This window comes from Devosia sp. FKR38, assembly GCF_005222805.1.
In the GTDB taxonomy this organism is placed as follows: domain Bacteria; phylum Pseudomonadota; class Alphaproteobacteria; order Rhizobiales; family Devosiaceae; genus Devosia.
Genome location: NZ_STGC01000005.1, coordinates 614,468 through 636,721, shown reverse-complemented (window position 1 = coordinate 636,721; position 22,254 = coordinate 614,468). Strand labels below are relative to the sequence as shown.

The window sequence follows — 22,254 nt, the reverse complement described above, 5'->3', positions numbered from 1 at the left end:
TGTCTTCAGTTCCCTGCACCCTCGGGCAGTTCGAACACCTGGCCAGGATAGATGCGATCGGGATCGCGGATCTGGCCCGTATTGGCCTGGTAGATCGTGGTGTATTTGATGCCCTCGCCATAGACGCGGCGCGCGATGGTCCAGAGGTTGTCGCCGCGGCGAATGATGGCCTTGCCGGCGGAGAAGCGCTGGTCGTCCAGACTGCCGACCGAGACAGCCACCAGGGTGGGGACGGCTTCTGTCGGTGCCGCTTCAGCCGGTGCCGGCTCTGCCGGCTGGGGCTGGGCAGCCTGGGCGGTTTCCGTGGCTGCGGCTGCGGGCGCAGCAGGGGCGGCGGCAGGTGCCGCTGCGGCCTCTGTGGCGGCCGGCGCGACCGGAGCGGCGGGCTCTGCGGCAGCCACAGTCGTCTCAGCCGGGGGTGCCGGCAGATCGATGCGGAAGTCCACTTCGGCGCGCGAGGCGACATTGGCCGTGCCGGCTTCGAGCAGGTCCACGCGGACGCGCTGGGTCGGCTTGGTCAACACCTTGCCGGCCTCGACCAGCCAGCGCCCGTCGGCGACGATGGCGTCGGCAATAAAGACGTCGTCGACATAGAGACGAACCGTGGCGCCGTCCGGACCGGCGCCGGCGAAGAAGGAACGATCACCCTCGACCTCGACGGCATCAATGGTCGCCGGCACGGAAGCCGCAGCGGGCTTGGCCGGCGCCTCGGGCGTTGCGGCTGGTGTCGGAGCTGGAGCCGCTGCGGCTTCAGCCGGTGCCGTTGACGCGGCGGCAGGCGCAGCCGGGGCAGCTGCGGGTGCGGGTGCGGGCTCAGCCGGAGCGACAGCGGCCGAGGCGGCAGTGGCGACCGCTTGCTCAGGCTGCGGCGCGGCCGGCGGCGGAACGGCGGCGTCGGTTGCGGCTGACGCCGCCGGTGCTGCGGGTGCCGTAGCGTCGACGGCGGGTGCAGGTTGCGCGGCGGCAGCGGCCGGAACTGGCGCAGCGGGCGCTGCGGCCGGCGCGGCTGCAGCGGTGGGCTGGGCCGGAGCGGCAGGCGCCGCAGGATCGGCGGCAGCCAGCTTGGTCTCGCCGGTTGGCTTCAGGCCCTGCAGCACTTCGCTGATGGCGCCAGGCGTGCTGGCAACCACCAGCGGCTCGCTGGTCTTGTCCTCATTGATGGCCACGACGAAGGACTGTTCGGCAACGCCGGGCACGCCGGCTTCGCCAAGAGTGATCTCCGTGCCGCCCGGCGGGATGGGCGCATCGGGCACCAGCACCCAGTCGCCGCTCGCGCCGACCTTGGTCTTGCCCAGCGGACTGCCATTGGCAAAGACCTCGATCTCGCTGCCCGGCTTGCCACTGCCGGCTATGACCACGGAACCATCTGGCTCGGCGCGCAGCAGGCCGAAGGTGGCGGCGATCAGGCCCTCGGGGGCCTTGGCGTCGGCAGCGGGGGCCTCAGCCGCGGGCGCCGGCGTCGGCGATGGTGCAACGGCAGGTGCAGCGGGCGCTGCAGCATCGGCAGCCGGTGTCTCGGCCGGCGCCTGGGTCGTGGCGGTTTCGACGGCGGCGGGCAGGCTGCCGGGCAATAGACCGGCCTCGGTCATCTTGCCACGCAGGCAGACGCCCATGCCCTCATCGGAATTGAAGCAACTGACGACATTGGGACCGGCCAGAACACCCAGCACGATGGCGAGCGTGACAGCAGCGGCGCCAAGGGTGAGCATCAGAGGTTGTTTTGGAGCGGTATCGGCCAGTTTGTCCTCCCGGACCGTTATGACGGCAGAGCCGTCCGGTTCAACCAAGCACGCGAAGAGGCCTAAGCCGTCTCAGTTTTCAGCAACTTATAGGTGATTGATTCATACAGAGCTTCAAAGGACGCATCAATGATGTTGGGGGATACGCCGATGGTGTACCAGCGCTCGCCGGTGCCGTCGCGGCTTTCGACCAATACACGGGTGACCGCGCCCGTGCCGCCGTCCAGGATACGCACCTTGAAGTCGACCAGTTCGAGGTCCTCGATACGCGCGGAATATTTGCCAAGGTCCTTGCGCAGCGCCAGATCCAGCGCGTTGACCGGACCATTGCCCTCGGCCACCGACATCAGCAGCTCGCCCTCGACCCGGATCTTGACCACCGCCTCGGTGACCGTGACCTCATCGCCCTGGGCATTGTGGCGCCGCTCGACGCTGGCACGATAGTTCTCGACAGTGAAGAAGCTGGGCAGAACGCCGAGCACGCCACGGGCCAGCACGGCAAAGGATGCGTCGGCGCCGTCATAGGAATAGCCGCGTGATTCGCGCTCCTTGACGGTGGCCAGCAGGCGTTCGAGGCGCGGATCGTCCTTGGCCAGGGCAATGCCGTGGCGGGCCAGTGCGGTCAGCAGGTTGGACTTGCCGGCCTGCTGGCTGACCATGATGGAGCGCTCATTGCCGATGCTCTCGGGCGGCACATGCTCATAGCTGGTGAAGTCCTTGAGCAGGGCCGAAGCGTGGATGCCTGCCTTGGTGGCAAAGGCGGAGGCGCCAACATAGGGCGCCTGGCGCGACGGGGCGCGATTGAGGCGATCATCAAAGGCGCGGGAGATCTGGGTCAGCCGCTTGAGCCGGCTGGGCGCGATGCCGGTCTCGAAGCGGTCGGCATAGTAGCGCTTGAGCACGAGCGAGGGGATGATGGTGATCAGGTTGGCATTGCCGCAGCGCTCGCCGATGCCGTTGAGCGTGCCCTGGATCTGGCACACGCCGGCCTCGACGGCGGCAAGCGTATTGGCGACGGCCTGGCCGGTGTCGTCATGGGCGTGGATGCCGAGGCGATCGCCGGGGGCCACGGCCTGCACGGCCTTGACGATGGCGGACACTTCCGCCGGCATGGTGCCGCCATTGGTGTCACAGAGCACGACCCAGCGGGCGCCGGCCTCAAGCGCGGTGCGCACGCAGGACAGCGCATAGTCCGGATTGGCCTTGTAGCCATCAAAGAAGTGTTCGCAATCGATCAGCGCTTCCTTGCCGGCCGCGACAGCAGCCAGGACGGTCTCGCGCAGATTGTCGAGATTATCCTCCAGCGAGATTTCCAGCGCCGTCTCGACCTGGTGGTCCCAGGCCTTGGCGACAAAGCAGACCGCGTCGGCATTGGAGTTGACCAGAGCCTGCACGCCGGGGTCGTTGGCGGCAGAGCGCCCTGCCCGCTTGGTCATGCCAAAGGCGGTGAATGTGGCCGATCGCGTGCGCCTGGACTCAAAGAAGGCCGTATCGACCGGGTTGGCACCAGGATAGCCGCCCTCAATATAGTCGACACCCAGTTCCTCAAGCAGGCCGACAATGGAAATCTTGTCCTCAAGCGAGAACTCGATGCCGGCTGTCTGGGCCCCATCGCGCAGGGTGGTGTCGAAGATGTAGAGGCGGGTCTTGGTCATGACTTACTCGGGCCAGCGCTGGGTGTCGCGGTCGGGATGCTGATGGTTGGTGGATGCGATGAAGGCGGCGGTGGCGGGGTCTTCGACCTCGGTAGAGGGGCGATCGGGCAGATGACCCAGGCCATTGGCCCAACTCAGGCGGCTCTCGACGCCATGCTGGTCGATGGGCGGAAAGGCCTCGGGATTATCCAGCGAGCCTATCGAGACCGACATCCAGTCCCCATCGATATAGGCAAAGCTGAGGGGCGTGCCGCACTGCCGACAGAAGCCACGTTCCACCTGATCGGAGGAGCGAAACAGTGTGATCTCGCCCCGGGTCACCTCAAAGCTCGCACGCGGCGCGCCGACCAAGGGGGCATAGAAGCCGCCGAAGGCCTTCTGGCACATGCGACAATGGCAGATATGGGCGCCGCGCGGCTGCTGGGTGAAGCGGTAGCGTACGGCGCCGCACTGGCAACCTCCTGACCAGCTTTCAGCCATTGTTGCCTCCGTGCGGTGGCCAGTCGTCGGTGTCGTGGTCCGGATGCTGGTTGGAATGGATGCCCGCGAGGAAGTCACGCCATTCGTCGGGCGCGTCGGTGCGTTCGGGCAGCGCCGTCAGATCGTGAAAGAACGGCAGGCGATCGGTGAGATTGACCTGGATGACGGGGGCGGCGACGGTGGGGTCATCGAACGCGCCGATGGCCAGTTCGAGCCCGAAGCGGGTCTCATAGGCCAGGGGCGTGCCGCAATCGCCGCAGAAGGCGCGGCGAGCCGCATTGGAGGACTGGAACCACTTGGGCTCCCCGCGCGTCCAGCGGGCATTGTGCGCCGTGACCAGCGGCCCGAAGAAGCCGCCAAAGGCCTTCTGACACATGCGGCAATGGCAGATCGAGGGGCGCCCCAGCCGGGTGACGCTGAACCGCACGGCGCCGCATTGGCAGCCGCCCGTATAGGCATGAACAGGTGTCGTCACCGCTTGGCCTCCCATCTGGTTTGCCGATTGCCGGCCTCGTCCTTGTAGTCCATCAACGCGATGCCCTGCTCGGCCAGTTCATTGCGGATGCGGTCGGCCTCAGCGAACTGCTTTGCATTAAGGGCCGCCAGACGGTCGGCGATGGCGGCGGCAAGATGCGGCGGTTCGGCGCGGTCGGACTCTGTGGCCAGGAGTGTATCGAGACCAAAGCCGAGGAAGCGCAGCGAGGCGGCCAGGCAGCGCTTGGCCGACAGGCCATCGTCGCGATTGGCCTTTTTGGCGATGACGTCGAGCGCCACGCTGGCCCGATGGAAGCCCAGATCATCGGCCAGTTCGCGCACGACCGAGTCATCGGGCGCATCGGTGTCGGAGAGTTCGACGCCCTGGGCCGCGCGCTGCCAATCGCGCAGGCGCGTTTCCGCCTCTTCCAGCCGCTTGACGGTGAAATCAATGGGCTCGCGATAATGGGTCATCAGCATGCCCAGGCGCAGCACATCGCCTGGCCATTTGCGGCCGCCGAAGTCGCCGGTCTCGAGCAATTGGGCGATGGTGTAGAAATTGCCCAGCGACTTGCTCATCTTCTGGCCTTCGACCTGAAGGAAGCCGTTGTGCATCCACACATTGGCCATGGCATGGGTGCCGTGGGCGCAACGGGACTGGGCGATTTCATTCTCATGGTGCGGGAAGATCAGGTCGAGCCCGCCACCGTGGATATCGAACAGCTGGCCAAGATAGCGTTCGCTCATGGCCGAGCACTCGATATGCCAGCCGGGGCGACCACGCCCCCAGGGGCTGTCCCAGCCGGGTTCATTGTCGGCCGACTGCTTCCACAACACAAAGTCGGCCGGGTTCTGTTTGTGTGCATCCACCGCAATACGCGCACCCGCCAGATTGTCTTCGAGATTACGCCCGGAGAGCTTGCCATAGTCCGGCATGGAGCTCACCGAGAACAGCACTTCGCCGGCAGTAGCATAGGCATGACCACGCTGGACCAGCGCGCCGATCAGCGCCTGCATCTCGGCGATATTGTCGGTGGCACGCGGCTGCACGGTGGGCTCCAGGCAACCGAGCGCCTTGACGTCCTTCTGGTACTGGGCAGCGGTGCCCTCGGTGACCTTGCGGATAGCCTCGTTGAGCGGCAGGTCGGGGTGGTCGCGCAGCGCCCGGGCGTTGATCTTGTCGTCCACGTCGGTGATGTTGCGCACATAGGTGACGTGATCGGCGCCATAGACCTGGCGCAGCAGCCGAAACAGCAGGTCAAACACAATGGCCATGCGGCCGTTGCCGATATGGGCAAAGTCATAGACCGTGGGGCCGCAGGCATACATGCGCACATTATGCGCATCGATGGGAACGAAACGTTCCTTGGTGCGCGTCAGCGTATTGTAGAGCGACAATGGCAGCGTGGTCATGCGGTCCGTCCCTGGGCCCAAGCGAATGTGCGCTGGCAGGCGGCTCTTCAGGTATCAGAGTTTTGGAGTGAAGAAGACCGCGCCGCCAACGAGTGGTTAGCAGGTAATAATGCAGCGGTTAATCAGAATGCTCTGCGACTTCATGGCGTGATGATTGGCGCCCGCCGCGCGGAAAATCAAGCAGAAAGAAAAAAGGCGGCCCCTGCGGGCCGCCCAATCGCTTTGGAGGCGAAAGAAATCGATCAGCTGCGGAACTGCTGGTGGCACTGGCCGCAGGTCCCGCCGATGGCCTTGATGGCGTCGTTATAGGCGGCAGCGTCGCCGGCTTCGGCAGCCGTCAGGCCGGCCTGGGCAGCGGTCTTGCCGGTTTCGACGATGGCTACGAAGGCATCCCAGTTCTGCCAGATGGCGGGCAGCGCTTCGCTGTCGCCGACCACCGAGCCTTCGGGGAAGAGCGCGGGAATATGCGAGTAATTGGTCAGAAGAGTCTGCATGGCGGTCACCGCCTCGGCGCCGGTCAGCCCGCCGGCGGCCTTAAGCAGGGCGCCATCTTCCTTCATTAGCGCCTTGCGTGCTGCGACGATCTCGGCCGGATCGGTGGGCGCCACAAAGGCGTCTTCAGCAAAGCTGCCAACAACACCCATGGTCATCAGACCAGCCAAGGCCAGGATAGAAATCTTGCGAACCGACATGTCACCCTCAACGTGAACCCAATTTGCCTGGTCGCCAGACTTGCATGCCCCCATGACGGCCCCAAGTCGCACACGGGAATGTTATCGGATCGGGGGCGCCGCCAGCGCAACCGATTGAACAATATCGCCAAATACCGAGGTGCTGCCCGACATTGCACCAATACGGATGGTATCGCCAGGCTGCAGAAACGGCGTGCGGGCCCGGCCATATTTGAGCTTTTCGACGGTGCGGGCTTCGGCGATGCAGGCGAAACCGATTCCATCGCGCTTGATGGGCAGGCTTTCGTCATGCTGGTTGGAGACCGTGCCGCCACCGATGATGGTGCCGGCCGCGAGATTGCGCGTCCGGGCCGCTTCGGCGATGAGGTCGGCAAAGTCGAAATGCATGTCAGTGCCGGCATTGGGCTGGCCGATCAGCGTGCCATTGACCTCCACCCGGACGGGCAGATGCAGCCGCGCGTCGCGCCAGGCCGTGCCCAGGGCATCGGGCGTGGCGACGATGGGGGCAAAGGCGGTGGAAGGCTTGGAGTGGAAAAAGCCGAAGCCATTCTGCAGATCGTCGGCGACGAGGCGGCGCAATGAGACGTCGTTGCAGACCGTGACCAGGCGAATGGCGGCAGCCGCCGTGGCGCGGTCGGCGCCCATGGGCACGGCGGCAATGATCACCGCCACTTCGGCTTCCAGATCGATGGCGAGGTCCGCATCGGTGGCGAAGATCGGCGCAGTGGGTGCCGACAGCGAATCAGAGGCGCCCTGGTAGAGCAGCGGACGCGCAGACTGCAGCTCGGCATCCTTGCTACCCTTGAGGCCGCGCACGCGTTCGAGATGATTGAGATAGCCCGAGCCGTCGATCCACTGGTAGGCGCGCGGTAGCGGCGCCAGCGCCAGCGCCGGATCAAAGGGCTGGCCGGCAATGGCGCCAGCTTCGAGCTGCCTGGACAGGTCGGCGAGGGCCGGCGCCAGCGCGGCCCAGTCGTCGAGCGCAACCTGCAGGGTTGGCGCAATGCGGCCGGCGGATACGCAGCGACTCATGTCGGCGGAGACGATGACCAATTGCCCGTCCGGGCGACCGTTTCTCAGCGTAGCAAGCTTCATGGCGACGCATTCCCTGGCTGGTGTGTCCGTGCAGCGCTATCACGGGGTGGGCGCTGTCACTATAGTGTTGCCATGGGTCCTAGCGTTGTCTTAAGGCCCGGTTGCGGCGCGACGGGCGCCTATGGGATTCGATGGCGATTTTAAGCAGACGTGGCGTGCGAGCGCTGGTGATCCTGACCCTGGCCGGCCTGGGCTTTGCCGTGGATGTGCAGACGGCCCATGCGCAGTCGGCGCAGTGCGAGCGGCTCGTCGGCATTCTGCGCCAGATCGACAGCAATGGCGACTATCGCCAGTTGGGCGGCAATTCGCAGGCGGCACGCGAGGCAAAGCGCGACGTTCAGAATATGGAGAGTCGCTATATCCGCGACGGATGCAATGACGACGCCAAGGCGGGGCGCACGCTGACGCCACAGTGCCGCGAGATTGGGCGCGAGGTGCTGCGCCTGCGCGAAGTGGCGGCAGATGTCGCCCAGCAGGTGGAATCGGCCAATGCCGTGGCCGGCCAGCGCGAGGCTGTGCTGCAGGAGCTGGCGCGCTTTGGCTGCGGCGCTAATGGCTCAAGCGCGACGGTGACCAATGACCGGCAGGGCCTGTTCGAACGCATTTTCGGCACGCCAGCCAATAGCGATTTCGGCGACGGCCAGCTGGTGGATGGCGGCGACCCCTGGGGCTCGTTTGGCTACCAGACGGTCCGCACGGTCTGCGTGCGTCTGAGCGACGGCTATTTTTGGCCCATCAGCTACGCAACACTGCCCGACTATGTGAGCAATGACGCCGCGATCTGCCAGGCGAGTTGCCCGACGACGCCGGTGGAGCTCTACTTCTACGACAATCCGGGCCAGGAGCCCGAGCAGATGATCAACCAGGCGGGCACGCCCTATACCGCCCTGCCCTCGGCCTTTGCCTATCGCACGACGCTGGACACCAGCCCAGGCGCCAATTGCAAAGTGCCGCCGCAGTCGGACGGGTCGATCACGGTGGCGACGCGGACCGATGGCACCTCGCGCAGCATGATCACAGTGGGCGAAGAGCAGTTCCCCATGCCGCTGCGCGATCCGCGCGGCGTGGCGCCGGTGATGGCAGCAACGCCTGCGCCGACCGAGGTCGCCGCGCTGGTGGATGTGCCGCTGCCGCGGCCGCGACCGGCTGGCCCGGGGGAAACGCCGGTGACGCGCCCGGCCAACACCACGGCTGCCGACACCGAACTGCGTCTGGTGCAGTTCGGCGACAAGGTGGTCAGGGTAGTCGGTCCAGACACGCCATACGCCCAGCCAACGGGAGCAGGGACTTAAGCTCAGGCCCATCGTGACGGCCCGTCAGGGCCATGCGCAGGGGCAGGAACAGGGCCTTGCCCTTGCGTCCGGTGGCGGATTTGAGCGCCTCGGTCCAGTGGCCCCAAGTGGTTTCGTCCCAGGGCTCGGGCGGCAGCAGGGCTTTGGCCAAGGCGAGGAAGTCGCGGTCCTCATCGGCGATCACCGGCTCGACCGGGCCGGTCACCAGCTTGGCCCATTCGGTTATGTCGTTGAATTTGCGCAGGTTGTCGCGCAGCAGCAGCCACATGGCTTCGCCTTCGAGCCCCAGGGCTGACAGCCGCGCGGCGGCGCCGGCATAGGGCAAGGCATGCAGCAGGCGGGCGTTGAGATTGTCGAGTTCGACCGGATCGAACCGGGCCGAGCCATGCGAGATCATTGAGAAATCCAGGCGATTGGCGATCTCGTCGAGCGTCTCATAAGTCTCGATGGGTAGGCTCGTGCCGGTGAGGCTGGCCATGATGGCAATGGCCATGGGCTCATAGCCATCGGTGCGGAAATCGGCGATGGACTGGCTGCCCAGGCGCTTGGAAAAGCCCTGACCTTCCGCATCCGTCAGCAGGTTGTGGTGGCCAAAGACCGGAATTGTGCCGCCCAGGGCCTCGAAGATCTCGATCTGCGTGCCGGTATTGGACACATGGTCCTCGCCCCGGATCACATGGGTAATGCCGAGATCGATGTCATCGACCACCGACGGAAGCGTATAGAGATAGCTGCCGTCGGCGCGCACCAGAACAGGGTCGGACATCGACGCCGTGTTGACGGTCTGCGGCCCCTTGATGAGATCGTCGAAATGCACGGGGCGACCGTCGAGCCGGAAGCGCCAATGCGGCTGGCGGCCCTCGGCCTCGAGCCGGGCGCGGTCGGCGTCGGTCAGGGCGAGCGCGGCGCGATCATAGATGGGCGGCTTGCCGAGCAGGCGGGCGCGGGCGCGCCTGCGGTCAAGCTCCTCCTCGGTCTCGTAGCAGGGGTAGAGCCGGCCGGCCGCGATGAGGCGGTCCCGCGCGGCATCATAAAGCGCGGTGCGCTCGGACTGGCGGACCAGAAGATCGGGCGTGATGCCCAGCCAGGCCAGGTCGACCTCGATGCCATCGGCCGATTCACGCGTGGAGCGGACCAGATCGGTATCGTCCATGCGCAGCACATAGCGACCGCCATGACGGCGGGCGAAGAACCAGTTGAGCAGCGCCGGACGCGCATTGCCGAGATGGATGCGGCCAGTGGGGGACGGCGCCCAGCGAACAATGGTCATCCGATGCTGTGGTCCTTAAAGCCATTGGTGATGGGGTATTTGCGGCCCAGGCCAAAGGCCTTGGGTGTCAGCTTGGGGCCCGGCGCAGACTGGCGGCGCTTGTATTCGGCGATGTTGAGCAGGCGCTCGATGCGGCGCACCAGCGCCGCGTCATGGCCACGCGCGACGATCTGGGCCAGCGACATCTCCTCCTCCACCATAGCGGTGAGGATATCATCGAGCACCGGATAGGGCGGCAGGCTGTCCTGATCGGTCTGGTTGGGGCGCAGCTCGGCGCTGGGGGCCTTGTCGATGATGGCCTGGGGGATGACGGCGCCATCGGGGCCGAGGCAATCGCCGGGCAGATGGTGATTGCGCCAGTCCGCCAGGCGATAGACCTCCATCTTGAACATGTCCTTGAGCGGATTGTAGCCGCCGTTCATGTCGCCATAGATGGTGGCGTAGCCCACGCCCATTTCGGACTTGTTGCCGGTGGTGAGCAGCATGGAGCCCAACTTGTTGGACACCGCCATCAGCACGACGCCGCGCATGCGGGACTGGATGTTTTCCTCGGCCAGATCGGCGGGGCGATCGCCAAAGATCGGCGCCAGCTCGGCCAGGGCATCATCGACCGGATTGCCGATGGCCACCACATCGTAGCGCACGCCCAGTCGCTCGGCGCAATCCTTGGCGTCCTTGAGGCTGGCCTGGGAGGTGTAGCGATAGGGCAGCATGATGCAGTGGACATTGTCGGCGCCCAGGGCATCGACGGCGAGGGCCGCAACCACGGCGCTGTCAATGCCGCCCGACAGGCCCAGCACGACCTGCTTGAAGCCATTCTTGCGCACATAGTCGCGCAGGCCGAGCACGCAGGCCAGCCAGGGCGCTTCGTCGGTGGTGGTGAGTTCGGTGACCTCGCCGCTGGCGCAGGTCCAGCCATCGTCGCCACGAACCCAGTCCGACACGATGAAATCTTCGGCGAAGGACTTGCCCTGAAAGACCAGCTTGTTGCCCGGCTCCATGGCGAAGGAGGCGCCATCAAAGACCAGCTCATCCTGCCCGCCGACCTGATTGAGATAGAGCAATGGCACGTCATGGGTCAGGACGTGGTTGCGCACCAGATCCTTGCGGACATGCTGCTTGTTGGTCCAATAGGGCGAGCCATTGGGGCAGAGCATGATTTCGGCGCCGCGCATGGCCAGATGTTCACAGACGCTTGTGTGCCAGATATCTTCGCAGATCGGGATTCCGACCGGCACGCCCTTGATGACAACGGGATCGGGCAGCGCCCCCGCCAGGAAATAGCGCTTTTCGTAGAACACGTCGCCATTGACCAGCTCACGCTTAAAGCGCGTGGCGATGATCGCGCCGTTTTCAGCGACGATGACGGCATTGCGCAGGCCGGATTTGTCCTTCCAGACGGTGGGCAGGATGACCACGAGATCGGAGCCGGTGGTATCGGCGACCAGATCGTTGGCCGCCTGGATGGCGTCGGCAACGAACTGTGGCTTGAACAGCAGATCATCGGGGAAATAGCCGGTGAGGAAGAGCTCGCTGAACATCAAAATGTCGGCGCCGGCGGCCTGCGCATCGCCAAGGGCCTTGCGGGCCAGCGCCAGATTGCCGGTCAGGTCACCGACCTTGGGATTGAGCTGGGCGAGCGCAATGGTGAGGCGGTCTGTCACGGTAATCCTGCCCGTATGCTGGAGAAGTCGCAGGCGCTGCGGCACCGGCCGAAACGCGCGCAAGACTTATCTGCTCACCCCCAACAGGGCAAGCGGACAACAGGAATGGCGGCGTTGCCGGATGGACGGCTAGAACTTGCCGGCCAGCTCGAACAGCGCGCCATAGCGGAAGATGCGGGCGAAATTGCTGGGCAGGTTCAGATCGGAATTGCCCAGAGCCGAGGCGGAGTGAAACTGCGTCTCCAGCTGGCCTTCGAGGTACCAGGCCCGACCACCAACGCGCACCACCAGGTTCTCGGTGGGATGGAAACCGACCATGCCTTCAGCCATCACACCATAGCCGCGGCCGGTCAGCGTGGTGGGGGCGCGCTCGTAGAAGGTCACCGGAATGCCTGGGAAATTGAAGCCGCCGGGGGCAGAGCCGCCGACGGTGCCCGAGACATTGGCATAGGGCACAGCCGCCACTTCGCCCTGGATGTCGAACTGCTCGACGCGGGCCTGGCCCTTGACGCCCAGGCGCAGCGCATGGATGTCGAAATTATCCTTGGCGGCACCATAGGTTGCCGGCACGCCGCCGGCAAAGCTGGCAGCATATTGGCCGGTGCCGATATCGGGCGCGTCCTTCCAATACTGGTAGCCGATCAGGCCGCCGATGGCGGCGCCGTCAGTCATATTGCCAAAGGGCAACCAGCCGAAATCAGCGCCGGCATAGCCAATCGAAGAGTTGCGCCCGATCGAGCCGCTGGCCGCCGGGGTGATATTATAGGTGCCAGTGGTGTGCAGCCCCAGCCCAGCCCGCATGTCGACATAGGTCTGGGTGGTCAGATCCTCGATCTTGCCGTGCAATTCACCGATCTGGGTCTGGTCGCGGGTGGAAATGCCGACATTGCCCAGGGTGACGCCCCTATCGACCGCCGTAAAGCCGGCATCCTGTTCGCCCCAGGACATCCAGTAGCGGGTGCCGAATTCAAAGCGCAGCGAGCTGTCGGGATTTTCCCAGGTCTCGGGATAGGCGGGACGGAGTTCGGGATAATCTGCGGCCATAGCCGGAGCGACCAGCGCGAGACCCAACACAGCAATGGCGCGTTTCATAGAATACTCCCGACCAGCCCACTGAGGGCATCGTCGCATTTATGACCCGTTAGGGTTAATGTTCGGCTAAGGGCAGAACCGGCGCCATGGAACAAAACAGCCCGCACGCCGGGGCGTACGGGCTGATAGCAGCGACCAGGATTTGCGAGCTATTCGCCGGCGATACGCACCGGACGCGGCGCCTTTTGCGCATGGACTTCCTCGGCAACCAGGAAGGCCAGTTCCAGCGCCTGGCTGGCATTGAGGCGGGGATCGCAATAGGTGTTGTAGCGATCGGCCAGGGTCGCCTCGGTCACGGCCGAAACGCCGCCGACACATTCGGTGACGTCGTCGCCGGTCATCTCGATATGGACGCCGCCGGCATAGGTGCCCATCTCGCGGTGGATTTCGAAGAAGGACTTGACCTCAGACAGCACGCGGTCAAACGGGCGGGTCTTGAAGCCCGTTGAGGCCTTGATGGTGTTGCCGTGCATGGGATCGGAGCACCAGACGACAGTGCGGCCGGCCTTCTGCACGGTTTCGATCAGGCGCGGCAGGTGATCGCGGATCTTGTCCGAGCCGAAGCGGGCAATCAGGGTCATGCGGCCGGCTTCATCGGTGGGATTGAGCCGATCGAGCAGGCGCAGCAGATCATCGCTCGACAGCGAGGGACCACACTTGACGCCAATGGGGTTCTTGATGCCGGCGAAATATTCGACATGGGCAGCGTCAGGCTGGCGGGTGCGGTCACCGATCCACAGCATGTGGCCGGATGTGGCATACCAGTCATTGGTAATGGAGTCGCGACGGGTCAGCGCCTCTTCATAGCCGAGCAGCAGCGCCTCGTGGCTGGTGTAGAAGCTGGTCTGGCGGAGGGCCGGCGTATTGTCGGGGTTCAGGCCCAGGGCACCCATGAAGGTGATGGCATCGTCGATCTTGCGCGCGACTTCCTCAAATCGGGTGCTCCAGTTGGAGCCCTTCATGAAGCCCATGGTCCAATCGTGGATGCGGGTCAGCTCGGCATAGCCGCCGGTCGAGAAGGCGCGCAGCAGGTTGAGCGTGGCGGCGGACTGGCGATAGGCCTGCAGCATGCGATCAGGATCGGGCACGCGCGCCTTTTCGGTGAAGCCAATGTCGTTGATGATGTCGCCGCGATAGCTGGGCAGTTCGACGCCATCGATGGTCTCGGTATCGGCGGAACGCGGCTTGGCGAACTGGCCAGCGACACGGCCGACCTTGACCACAGGCTTGCTGGAACCATGGGTGAGCACGACGGCCATCTGCAGGAAGACGCGGAAGAAGTCGCGGATATGGTCGGCACCATGCTCGGCAAAGCTCTCGGCGCAGTCGCCGCCCTGCAGCAGGAAGGCCTCGCCGCGCGCCACAGCCGCCAGGCGGGACTTGAGCTCGCGGGCCTCGCCGGCAAACACCAGCGGCGGAAAGCTGGCGAGCTGGCGCTCGGCTTCGGCAAGAGCGGCCGCGTCGGGATAGGCCGGCACCTGGGAGATCGGCTTGTCGCGCCAGCTATGGGGGGTCCAGGTGGTCATATCAGGTCTCGCTCACGCGCGGTTACGGATTGGTGTGGGCGGAATACCAAGGGACGCCGGGCGGGACAAGGATATTCGAGGCAGACTTTAGGCGGCCGGACCGAGTGCCCGGTGACTGGTCAAGGGGCATTGCCCCTCAACCGTCGATGTGCGCAGGCCTCTCCCCTCAAGGGAAGAGGCGGTCGGAGGCTTAGCCGCCGACCTTCTCGCCATTGCGATAGGTATAGCTGGGCGCCTTGAAGGTCACGAGCTCTTCGGCAGCGCTGGGGTGCAGGGCCATGGCGCGGTCGAAATCGGCCTTGGTGGCGCCCATCCCCATGGGAATAGCCACCAGCTGGATCATTTCAGCGGCGCCTGGCCCCAGGATATGGCAGCCGAGCACCTTGCCGCCGTCCTTCTCCGTGATGAGCTTGAGGATCATGCGCTCGGTGCGGGTGGAGAGCGTGTTCATCATCGGGCGGAACTTGGCGAGATAGACGTCAACGTCGCCGTGGGTGGCCGCCTCGGCCTCGGTGAGGCCGATCACGCCCAGCTCGGGCTCGGAGAATACTGCCGTGGGGATCTGCGAGTGATCGACGGCGAGCTTATTGTTGTTGAATACGGTCTCGGCGAAATACCAGCCTTCGCGGATGGCGACCGGTGTCAGCGCAGCGCGGCCGGTGACGTCGCCCACCGCATAGATGGACGGAACCGAGGACTGCGACCAGGCATCGACGGCCACAGCGCCATCGGCATGCAGTCTCACGCCGGCCTCCTGCAGCCCCAGGCCCTCGGTATTGGGCGTGCGACCGATGGCGAACATGACGGCGCCATAGGGCGCAGTGACACCATCGCTGAAGGTGACGGAGATGTCGCTGCCCGCGCGGGCCATGGACTCGATGGTGGTCTGGTAGATCAGCTTGATGCCGCGGTCGGTCAGGCCAGCCTCGAGGCCGCGGCGCAGATCCTCGTCAAAGCCGCGCAGGATGCAGTCGCCGCGATAGATCAGCGTGGTGTGGACGCCCAGGCCGGCGAAAATGGTGGCAAATTCGACCGCGATATAGCCGCCGCCGGCGATCAGGATGGAATGCGGCAGTTCGGGCAGGTCAAAGGCTTCGTTGGAGGTGATGCCCAGCTCGGCGCCCGGGATGTCGGGCTTGTTGGGACGGCCGCCGGTGGCGACGAGGATATATTTCGCAGTGACTTCGGTGCCCTGCCCCACCAGGCGCACCGAATTGGGTCCGGTGACCACGGCACGGTCGCGGATGATCTCGACGCCGGGCTTTTCGAGATTGGCCACATAGGCATTCTCGAGCCGGGTGATTTCCTTGTCCTTGTTTTCGACCAGGGTGCGCCAGTCAAAGCTGGCATCCACGGTCCAGCCGAAGCTAGGCGCGACATCGAACTGGTCGCGGAAGCGGCTGGCATAGACATAGAGCTTCTTGGGTACGCAGCCACGGATCACGCAGGTGCCGCCGACGCGGAATTCCTCGATGATGGCAACGCGGGCGCCGTAGGTGGCCGCCATGCGGGCAGCTCGGACGCCCCCCGAACCAGCGCCAATGACAACAAGGTCGTAAGTCGAGCTCATCAGGGGTCTCCAGCTGCCGGGGTACATCGGCATTCACCGATGGATATAGGGGGCGCGCAGACAAAAGAAAACCCCGCACACGGCGGGGCTCTCCGGCATGACAAATGCTGGTGGAACTAGAGCTCGACGCCCTGGGCGCGCAGCTCGGCGCGCACCTTGGCGAAGAATTCCTGGCGCACATTGTTGGTGAACACCTGCAGCACGGACTGCAGATCGGCATTCACCTCAGTATTGGCCTGGGCCAGCTTCTTGCCGGTATCGGTGCTGTAGAAAGCAACGATTTCCTGCAGTTCGGCGGCAGTGAAGCGCGCGGCATAGACGCGGGCAAACTGGTCGAGCAGATCGCCCTTGCGCGCGCGGTACTCCTCAAGAACCTTGCCGACGGCAGCGTCGGTCTTGTCGGTCAGCTCGGGGTTCTGCTGCACGATCTGGCGCATGGTGCCAATGCCGATCTCGACCATGGTGATCTCGAACACCGAGGCGCGGTCGGTCAGGTCAATATACTGGCGGGCGAGGGCAAGCTGCTCGGGGGCCAGTTCCTGGGCCATGGCAGGAGCCGCAAAGGCCAATGTGCCGGCGCTCAGCGCCACTGCCACAAGCGCCTTGATGCGCATCATCGTACCGGTCATTTTCGATCCATCCATGTTGTCAGGAACCATCAATTCTTAGCCGCAGGCAGGGTTATTACGCCATCTGCGGTCGCCACATAAGCCGTCTTGCACATTTTCAGGAACAGGCCGTGCTGTACCACGCCGGCAATATCGAGCAGATCGCGCGACAGCGCTTCTGGCTGCGAAATGCGGCCAAAAAAAGCATCCAGGATCAGGTGTCCGCCATCGGTGACAAAGTCCTGGCCAGCCGGAGTGCTGCGCAGGCGCAGTTCGCCCTCGGCCTTGTGGGCCGCCAGGACAGCGGCGACAGCGCGGCGCGTGGCGCCCAGGCCGAAGCGGTTGACCTCGATCGGCAGCGGAAAGCGCCCCAGCGTCTCGACCAGCTTGGAGCCATCGGCGATGACGATCATGCTGTCGGATGCGGCGGCCACGATCTTCTCGCGCAGCAGCGCGCCGCCGCCGCCCTTGATCAGATTGAGCTCGCGGTCGATCTCGTCGGCACCGTCGACGGTGATGTCGAGCCGGTCGAGCGTATCGAGATCGGAGAGCGGAATATTGAGCCCGCGCGCCTGGGCGGCGGTGACTTCCGAGGTCGGCACGCAGATGCAGTCAAAGCCCTGCGCAACCTTCTCGCCGAGCAGGTCCACGAAGTGTCGTGCGGTCGAGCCGGTCCCCAGGCCCAGGCGCAGGCCGGGCCGGATCTGGCTGAGGGCCATAGCGGCCGCTTCACGCTTGAGATGTTCGCTCATGACTGCTGTCTCCACTGCGCCGATAGCCTGCACTTGCAGCGCAAAGTGCGCTGTGTCAATGCGTCACGCCGGGCTCGATCACGAGTTGGTGAACGCGGGTTGTAACCAGCTAGCAACACTCTTTCGGCATGGTGAATAAACTATGGCGGAATGGGGGCGGCCACCTCTTCTCGCTGCACTTCAAAGCGCGTAAGCAATCCGAATTGTTCCGCGCACGAATCAAACGCACGAACTCCTTGCAAAGGCGAAGTCGCAAAGATGCACAAAATCAAGTCAGTCATTGTCGTCGGACTGTCTCTACTGATGTCGGTAGCAGCGGTGGCGCCGACCGCGGCCCGGCAGGTCTATGACCCCGAGAAGGCCAATTGGGTGGATGAATCCACCCTGCAGCTGCCGCAGAAGGGGCGCAGCAGCGCGATCAAGAAAGAGATCGTGTCCTACGAGACCAATTACAAGCCGGGCACTCTGGTGATCGAGACCGACGAGCGTCGGCTCTATCTGGTGCTGGAAGACGGCAAGGCGCTGAAATACGGTATTGGCGTGGGTCGCGACGGCTTCACCTGGACTGGCACGCACCGCATCACCCGCAAGGCCGAGTGGCCCGGTTGGACGCCGCCGGCGCAGATGCGCAAGCGCGTTCCGGACCTGCCGGCCTATATGCCGGGCGGCCCGAACAATCCGCTGGGCGCGCGCGCCATGTATATCGGCTCGACGCTGTATCGCGTGCATGGCACCTCCGATCCGTCTTCGATCGGCCAGGCCGTCTCCTCGGGCTGCATTCGCCTGACCAATGAAGACGTCGCCGATCTGTATGACCGTGTGCAGGTGGGCGCGACGATCGTCGTCAACCACTAGTTACAAGTCAAAGGGCAATGGCGACATTGCCCGGCCTCGCAGACAGTTGAAAGGGTTGCCGCAAGGCGACCCTTTTTTCATTGGCAATTGGCTTTGAAAAAACTCAGCCGGCGTCTAGATTTGCCGACATGATAAATGCCACGCCCCCTGCCCGTCCGCTCGTTGACCGCTATGGGCGGCACATATCCTATCTGCGCATTTCGGTGACGGACCGCTGCGATTTCCGCTGCGTTTACTGCATGGCTGAGGACATGACCTTTCTGCCTAAGCGGGACGTGCTCAGCTTTGAGGAAATCGAGAGCATTGCGCGGGCCTTCATTGATCGCGGTACCACGCGCATCCGCTTGACCGGCGGCGAGCCGCTGGTGCGGCGCGACATCATGGACCTGGTGCGCAGCCTGGGCAGCCGCATCGGGCATGGGCTGGATGAGCTGACCATCACCACCAATGGCAGCCAGTTGGCGCGCCATGCCGAAGGGCTGGCTGCAGCCGGCGTCAAGCGGATCAATGTGTCGCTCGATACGCTGGACAGCGCGCGCTTTGCCGCCATCACCCGACGCGGCCGGCTCGCCGATGTAATGGCCGGGATCGATGCGGCGCAGGCTGCCGGCCTGGCGGTCAAGATCAACATGGTGGCCATGGCCGACGTCAATGCCGACGAGATCGAGCCGATGATGGCCTGGGCGCATGGGCGCGGCATGGGGCTGACCCTGATCGAGGGCATGCCGCTTGGCGAGGTGGGCATGGACCGCGTGCAGAGCCATCTGCCGCTGCGCGAACTGCATGACCAGCTGGCGCGCCGCTATAGCCTGACGCGCCTCGAAAAACGCACCGGCGGCCCGGCGCGCTATGTGCATGTGGCCGAGACCGATGGAGTGCTCGGTTTCATCACGCCAATGAGCCACAATTTCTGCGAAAGCTGCAACCGGGTGCGGCTGACCGCCACCGGGCAGCTGTTCATGTGCCTGGGGCAGGACGACCAGGTGAACCTGCGCGACGCCTTGCGCGAGGGTGGCGCCGAGGGCCTGGATGCAGCCATGGACCAGGCCATGCTGCTCAAGCCCAAGGGGCATGATTTCGTGTTGGATCGCGACCGGCCGGCGCCCGCTGTGGCCCGGCACATGAGCGTGACGGGCGGCTGAGGCCGGTCCAGCAAACCGAACCAAACTAGAACTGGAGAGCACCATGGGCGAGCGCACGACTTTGACGGCCAGCGACGGCTTCACCCTGAACGCCTATCGGGCTGTGCCCGAGGGCAAGCCGCGCGGCGGCGTGGTGGTGGTCCAGGAGGTCTGGGGCCTCAATAGCTGGATCCGCAGCGTGGTGGACCGCTATGCCCAGCACGGCTTTCTGGCGGTAGCGCCGGCCATGTTCGACCGGCTGGAGTTTGGCTATGAAAGCGACAATTACGGCCCCGATCAGTTCGTGATCATTGGCGAGTTGATGAAGCGCTTCAACGCGCAGACGGCGCTGCTGGACGTGCAGGCCGCTGTCAGCGCCGCGGCCGAGGGCGGCAAGGTGGGGATCACCGGCTATTGCTTTGGCGGCGCCGTCTCCTGGCGCGCGGCGCACCATGGTCTGGGGCTGAGCGCGGCATCGGGCTATTACGGCGGCGGCGTGCCGAACTACATCGATCTGGCGCCGAGCATCCCGCTGGAGATGCACTATGGGGACCAGGACACCGGCATTCCGCTCGAGCAGATCGAGGCGCTCAAGGTGCGCCATCCCGATGTGCCGATCTACACCTATGCCGCCGCCCACGGCTTCTGCAACAGCGACCGGCCCAGCAATTTCAACCTCGAGGCCTGCACCAAGGCTTCGGCCCGCACGCTCGATTTCTTCCGCAAGCATCTTGGCTGAGCTGTCCGCGCATCGCGCCTATCTCGAAGGCGAATGGCGGGCAGCTCGGGCCGCGCCGCTGTCGCTGCGCCGCGCCATGTTGGTGGCCATGCTGATCGACGCCTTTGTTGACCGCCAATTTGCCGCCGATCCGAGCGCGGACGATATCCTGGCCTATCGCGCGGCCCGCGCCGCCGCCGCGCCGATGCTGGGGGTGGTCTTGCAGATCTGCGCGCAGGCGGACGGGCCAAAGATGACCCTCGAAGCTGTGACAGTGCCGTTGGAGGCCTATGCCAGCCTCTCGGTGGAGGACTTCATGGTCAGTCTCTACAATGACCACAGCGTGCAACGCGTGGTGATCGCCTGGCCCGACGGTCGTCGGGCGCTGGCGCATGATGTTTTGGAAGAGGCGATGGCGGCGCTGGAGGGAGACGGGCATGCGTGACGTAGTTGCATTGGTGACTGGCGGCAGTCGCGGCATCGGGCGCGGCATTGCCGTGGCATTGCTCGAACAAGGCGCCAGCGTGCACGTAACGGCGCGGACCAGAACGGATGTGCAGGCTGCTTCGCATCCTCAGCGCGAAGGCTCGCTTGACGGGCTGGTCCCCGAGGCAGCGGCCCTGCCCGGGCAATTGGCCACCCATGTGTGCGACCACAGTGTCGATGCGCAGACCGAGGCGGTGGTCAGGGACATTCTGGCCCGGCATGGCCGGATCGATATTCTCGTCAACAATGCCTGGCCTGGCTATGAAAACATGGAAGAGGCCGGTGACTTCACCTGGGTCAAACCGTTCTGGGAGCAGCCGATGTGGCGCTGGGATGCCATGATCGGCACGGCCTTGCGTGGGGCCTTTGTCGCCGCGCGGGCTGCTGCAGGATCCATGGTGGCCCGGCGCGCCGGGCTGATCGTCAACATCTCCTATTGGGCGGCGCAGCGGCATGACGGCAACGCCATTTATGGCATCGCCAAGGCGGGCGCCGACAAGATGGTGTTCGATTTTGCCCATGAGCTGCGGCCGCATGGCGTGGCCGCCGTTTCGCTCTATCCTGGCCTTGTCCGCACCGAGGCAGTGATGCGGGCGGCGCAGTTCTTTGATCTCAGCAATTCGGAATCGCCGCAGTTCATCGGGCGGGTGATCGCCGGGCTGTGGCGCGATCCGCAGCTGATGGACAAGTCGGGCACCGTGCAGGTCGCGGCCGCGCTGGCCGAGGCCTATGACATCACCGACATCGACGGCAAGCGGCCCCGGCCCGCCTAGCGGCCGGGTGCGCGTTCGATCAGTTCGACGATGATGCCGTCGGGATCGCGCACAAAGGCGACGCGGCGGACCATTTCGGTGTTGTGGGCGTCGCGGGGGCGCTCGACGATGGGAACCCCGGCGGCCTCGAGCGTCTCGATCATGGCGTCGACATCGCTGTAGGCCAGCGTCAGGTGACGCATGCCGGCCTCGCCGGGCGGCACATCGCGCGACGGCGTGGCACCCTCGGCAGGGCCGAAGATCTCCAGCATGCCGCCGCCGGCATCGAGAAAGGCGACATTGGGTTTGCGCAGGGCCAGGCGCAAACCCATGAGATCGCAATAGAAGGCAATCGTGCGATCGAGATCGCTCGCCGTCATGCCAACATGTTCGAAGCCGATCAGGCTCATTTGTCGTCGTCAACGACGATAGCAAAGTCCAGCGGCAACGCCGTGGTGTATTTGATCTGCCCCATCGCAAAAGCGGAGCTGACGTCGGTCAGGTTGATCTTGCTGATGAGCTTTTTGTAGAAGCTGTCATAGGCGCCGATATCGGGCACGACGACGCGCATGAGGTAATCGACCTCCCCGCTCATGCGATAGAATTCCACCACCTCGGGAAACTCGTCGATCACGGCGGCGAATTTGCGCATCCAGGTGTCATTGTGTTCGTTGGTCTTGACCGAGACGAAGACGGTGACGCCTACATTGACCTTGGCCGGATCGAGAACGGCAACGCGGCGCTGGATGACGCCGTCTTCTTCCATCTTCTGGATTCGGCGCCAGCAGGGGGTGGTGGACAGACCGACCTTGCGGCCGATTTCGGCCACCGGCATGGTCGCATCCTTCTGCAGAAGGGTCAGAATTTTCCGATCTATCTTGTCCAAAGCCACATCGCCCCGCGAGATCATAATTCTAAAATTGCATCAATTCCGCACGGAATTGCGCCCGTTACTGCCACAAAGTCGCTCATCTAGCAATATTATTGCGGCCCCGCCGCC

Annotated in this window: 22 protein-coding genes; 6 read left to right on the top strand and 16 right to left on the bottom strand. The window is 64.6% G+C overall.

Annotated features, from left to right (window positions below; translation table 11 throughout):
* Positions 1–5 precede the first annotated feature (5 nt).
* From E8M79_RS18475 to E8M79_RS08125, 7 genes are all read right to left on the bottom strand, one after another.
* On the bottom strand, positions 6–1,709 hold the full coding sequence (locus E8M79_RS18475; RefSeq protein WP_205747889.1) for a LysM peptidoglycan-binding domain-containing protein: 1,704 nt from the start codon (positions 1,707–1,709) through the stop codon (positions 6–8).
* 92 nt (positions 1,710–1,801) lie between these two features.
* Positions 1,802–3,394: a citramalate synthase gene (gene cimA, locus E8M79_RS08150; RefSeq protein ID WP_137151441.1), complete on the bottom strand. Its 1,593-nt coding sequence runs from the start codon at positions 3,392–3,394 to the stop codon at positions 1,802–1,804.
* A 3-nt stretch (positions 3,395–3,397) separates the two neighbouring features.
* The gene (locus E8M79_RS08145; RefSeq protein WP_137151440.1) at positions 3,398–3,874 is read right to left on the bottom strand and encodes a GFA family protein; all 477 of its coding nucleotides are present in this window, start codon (positions 3,872–3,874) and stop codon (positions 3,398–3,400) included.
* Positions 3,867–4,349 carry a GFA family protein gene (locus tag E8M79_RS08140; protein ID WP_248304939.1) on the bottom strand — a complete coding sequence of 161 codons (483 nt, stop codon included), beginning with the start codon at positions 4,347–4,349 and terminating at the stop codon, positions 3,867–3,869. The genes E8M79_RS08145 and E8M79_RS08140 overlap by 8 nt, the downstream gene beginning before the upstream one ends.
* The gene (cysS, locus tag E8M79_RS08135; protein WP_137151438.1) at positions 4,346–5,761 is read right to left on the bottom strand and encodes a cysteine--tRNA ligase; all 1,416 of its coding nucleotides are present in this window, start codon (positions 5,759–5,761) and stop codon (positions 4,346–4,348) included. Before cysS ends, E8M79_RS08140 begins: the two co-directional genes overlap by 4 nt.
* A gap of 242 nt (positions 5,762–6,003) precedes the next feature.
* The gene (locus E8M79_RS08130; protein ID WP_171015785.1) at positions 6,004–6,453 is read right to left on the bottom strand and encodes a cytochrome c; all 450 of its coding nucleotides are present in this window, start codon (positions 6,451–6,453) and stop codon (positions 6,004–6,006) included.
* 81 nt (positions 6,454–6,534) lie between these two features.
* The gene (locus tag E8M79_RS08125; protein WP_137151436.1) at positions 6,535–7,548 is read right to left on the bottom strand and encodes a fumarylacetoacetate hydrolase family protein; all 1,014 of its coding nucleotides are present in this window, start codon (positions 7,546–7,548) and stop codon (positions 6,535–6,537) included.
* Between the two features lie 131 nt (positions 7,549–7,679).
* On the opposite strand from E8M79_RS08125, the gene E8M79_RS08120 reads away from it, so the two are divergent.
* The gene (locus E8M79_RS08120; protein WP_137151435.1) at positions 7,680–8,840 is read left to right on the top strand and encodes a DUF2865 domain-containing protein; all 1,161 of its coding nucleotides are present in this window, start codon (positions 7,680–7,682) and stop codon (positions 8,838–8,840) included.
* Here E8M79_RS08120 and gltX read toward each other — a convergent pair.
* The 7 genes from gltX to rpiA form a co-directional block, all read right to left on the bottom strand.
* Positions 8,785–10,110: a glutamate--tRNA ligase gene (gene gltX, locus E8M79_RS08115; RefSeq protein WP_137151434.1), complete on the bottom strand. Its 1,326-nt coding sequence runs from the start codon at positions 10,108–10,110 to the stop codon at positions 8,785–8,787. The two genes, E8M79_RS08120 and gltX, sit on opposite strands and share 56 nt — an antisense overlap.
* Positions 10,107–11,774 (bottom strand): NAD+ synthase, encoded by a 1,668-nt coding sequence (locus E8M79_RS08110; RefSeq protein ID WP_137151433.1) that lies wholly within the window; start codon positions 11,772–11,774, stop codon positions 10,107–10,109. Before E8M79_RS08110 ends, gltX begins: the two co-directional genes overlap by 4 nt.
* Positions 11,775–11,903: 129 nt before the next feature.
* Entirely contained in the window at positions 11,904–12,866 is a 963-nt protein-coding gene (locus E8M79_RS08105) for a hypothetical protein (RefSeq protein WP_137151432.1), read from the bottom strand.
* A 149-nt stretch (positions 12,867–13,015) separates the two neighbouring features.
* On the bottom strand, positions 13,016–14,392 hold the full coding sequence (locus E8M79_RS08100) for a 3-deoxy-7-phosphoheptulonate synthase class II (RefSeq protein WP_137151431.1): 1,377 nt from the start codon (positions 14,390–14,392) through the stop codon (positions 13,016–13,018).
* A gap of 190 nt (positions 14,393–14,582) precedes the next feature.
* Positions 14,583–15,962, bottom strand: coding sequence for a glutathione-disulfide reductase (gor, locus tag E8M79_RS08095; protein ID WP_137151430.1), 1,380 nt, complete (start codon positions 15,960–15,962; stop codon positions 14,583–14,585).
* A 116-nt stretch (positions 15,963–16,078) separates the two neighbouring features.
* Positions 16,079–16,591: a DUF2059 domain-containing protein gene (locus E8M79_RS08090; RefSeq protein ID WP_171015784.1), complete on the bottom strand. Its 513-nt coding sequence runs from the start codon at positions 16,589–16,591 to the stop codon at positions 16,079–16,081.
* 29 nt (positions 16,592–16,620) lie between these two features.
* Positions 16,621–17,322 carry a ribose-5-phosphate isomerase RpiA gene (gene rpiA, locus E8M79_RS08085; protein ID WP_137151428.1) on the bottom strand — a complete coding sequence of 234 codons (702 nt, stop codon included), beginning with the start codon at positions 17,320–17,322 and terminating at the stop codon, positions 16,621–16,623.
* Between the two features lie 303 nt (positions 17,323–17,625).
* Here rpiA and E8M79_RS08080 point away from each other — a divergent pair, with 303 nt between their 5' ends.
* The 5 genes from E8M79_RS08080 (at position 17,626) to E8M79_RS08060 (ending at position 21,275) form a co-directional block, all read left to right on the top strand.
* Complete coding sequence (locus tag E8M79_RS08080; RefSeq protein ID WP_248304938.1) at positions 17,626–18,177, top strand: L,D-transpeptidase; 552 nt, start codon at positions 17,626–17,628, stop codon at positions 18,175–18,177.
* Positions 18,178–18,305: 128 nt separating this feature from the next.
* Complete coding sequence (gene moaA / locus E8M79_RS08075; protein ID WP_137151426.1) at positions 18,306–19,319, top strand: GTP 3',8-cyclase MoaA; 1,014 nt, start codon at positions 18,306–18,308, stop codon at positions 19,317–19,319.
* Between the two features lie 43 nt (positions 19,320–19,362).
* A complete protein-coding gene (locus E8M79_RS08070) occupies positions 19,363–20,037 on the top strand; it encodes a dienelactone hydrolase family protein (protein ID WP_137151425.1) in 675 nt (224 codons plus the stop codon).
* The gene (locus E8M79_RS08065) at positions 20,030–20,461 is read left to right on the top strand and encodes a hypothetical protein (protein ID WP_137151424.1); all 432 of its coding nucleotides are present in this window, start codon (positions 20,030–20,032) and stop codon (positions 20,459–20,461) included. The genes E8M79_RS08070 and E8M79_RS08065 overlap by 8 nt, the downstream gene beginning before the upstream one ends.
* A complete protein-coding gene (locus E8M79_RS08060; protein WP_137151423.1) occupies positions 20,454–21,275 on the top strand; it encodes an SDR family NAD(P)-dependent oxidoreductase in 822 nt (273 codons plus the stop codon). The genes E8M79_RS08065 and E8M79_RS08060 overlap by 8 nt, the downstream gene beginning before the upstream one ends.
* Here the strand turns inward: E8M79_RS08060 and E8M79_RS08055 are convergent.
* Together E8M79_RS08055 and E8M79_RS08050 are read right to left on the bottom strand one after the other, a co-directional pair.
* Positions 21,272–21,664, bottom strand: coding sequence for a VOC family protein (locus E8M79_RS08055; protein ID WP_137151422.1), 393 nt, complete (start codon positions 21,662–21,664; stop codon positions 21,272–21,274). The genes E8M79_RS08060 and E8M79_RS08055 overlap by 4 nt on opposite strands.
* The gene (locus tag E8M79_RS08050) at positions 21,661–22,140 is read right to left on the bottom strand and encodes an Lrp/AsnC family transcriptional regulator (protein WP_137151421.1); all 480 of its coding nucleotides are present in this window, start codon (positions 22,138–22,140) and stop codon (positions 21,661–21,663) included. The genes E8M79_RS08055 and E8M79_RS08050 overlap by 4 nt, the downstream gene beginning before the upstream one ends.
* Positions 22,141–22,254 lie beyond the last annotated feature (114 nt).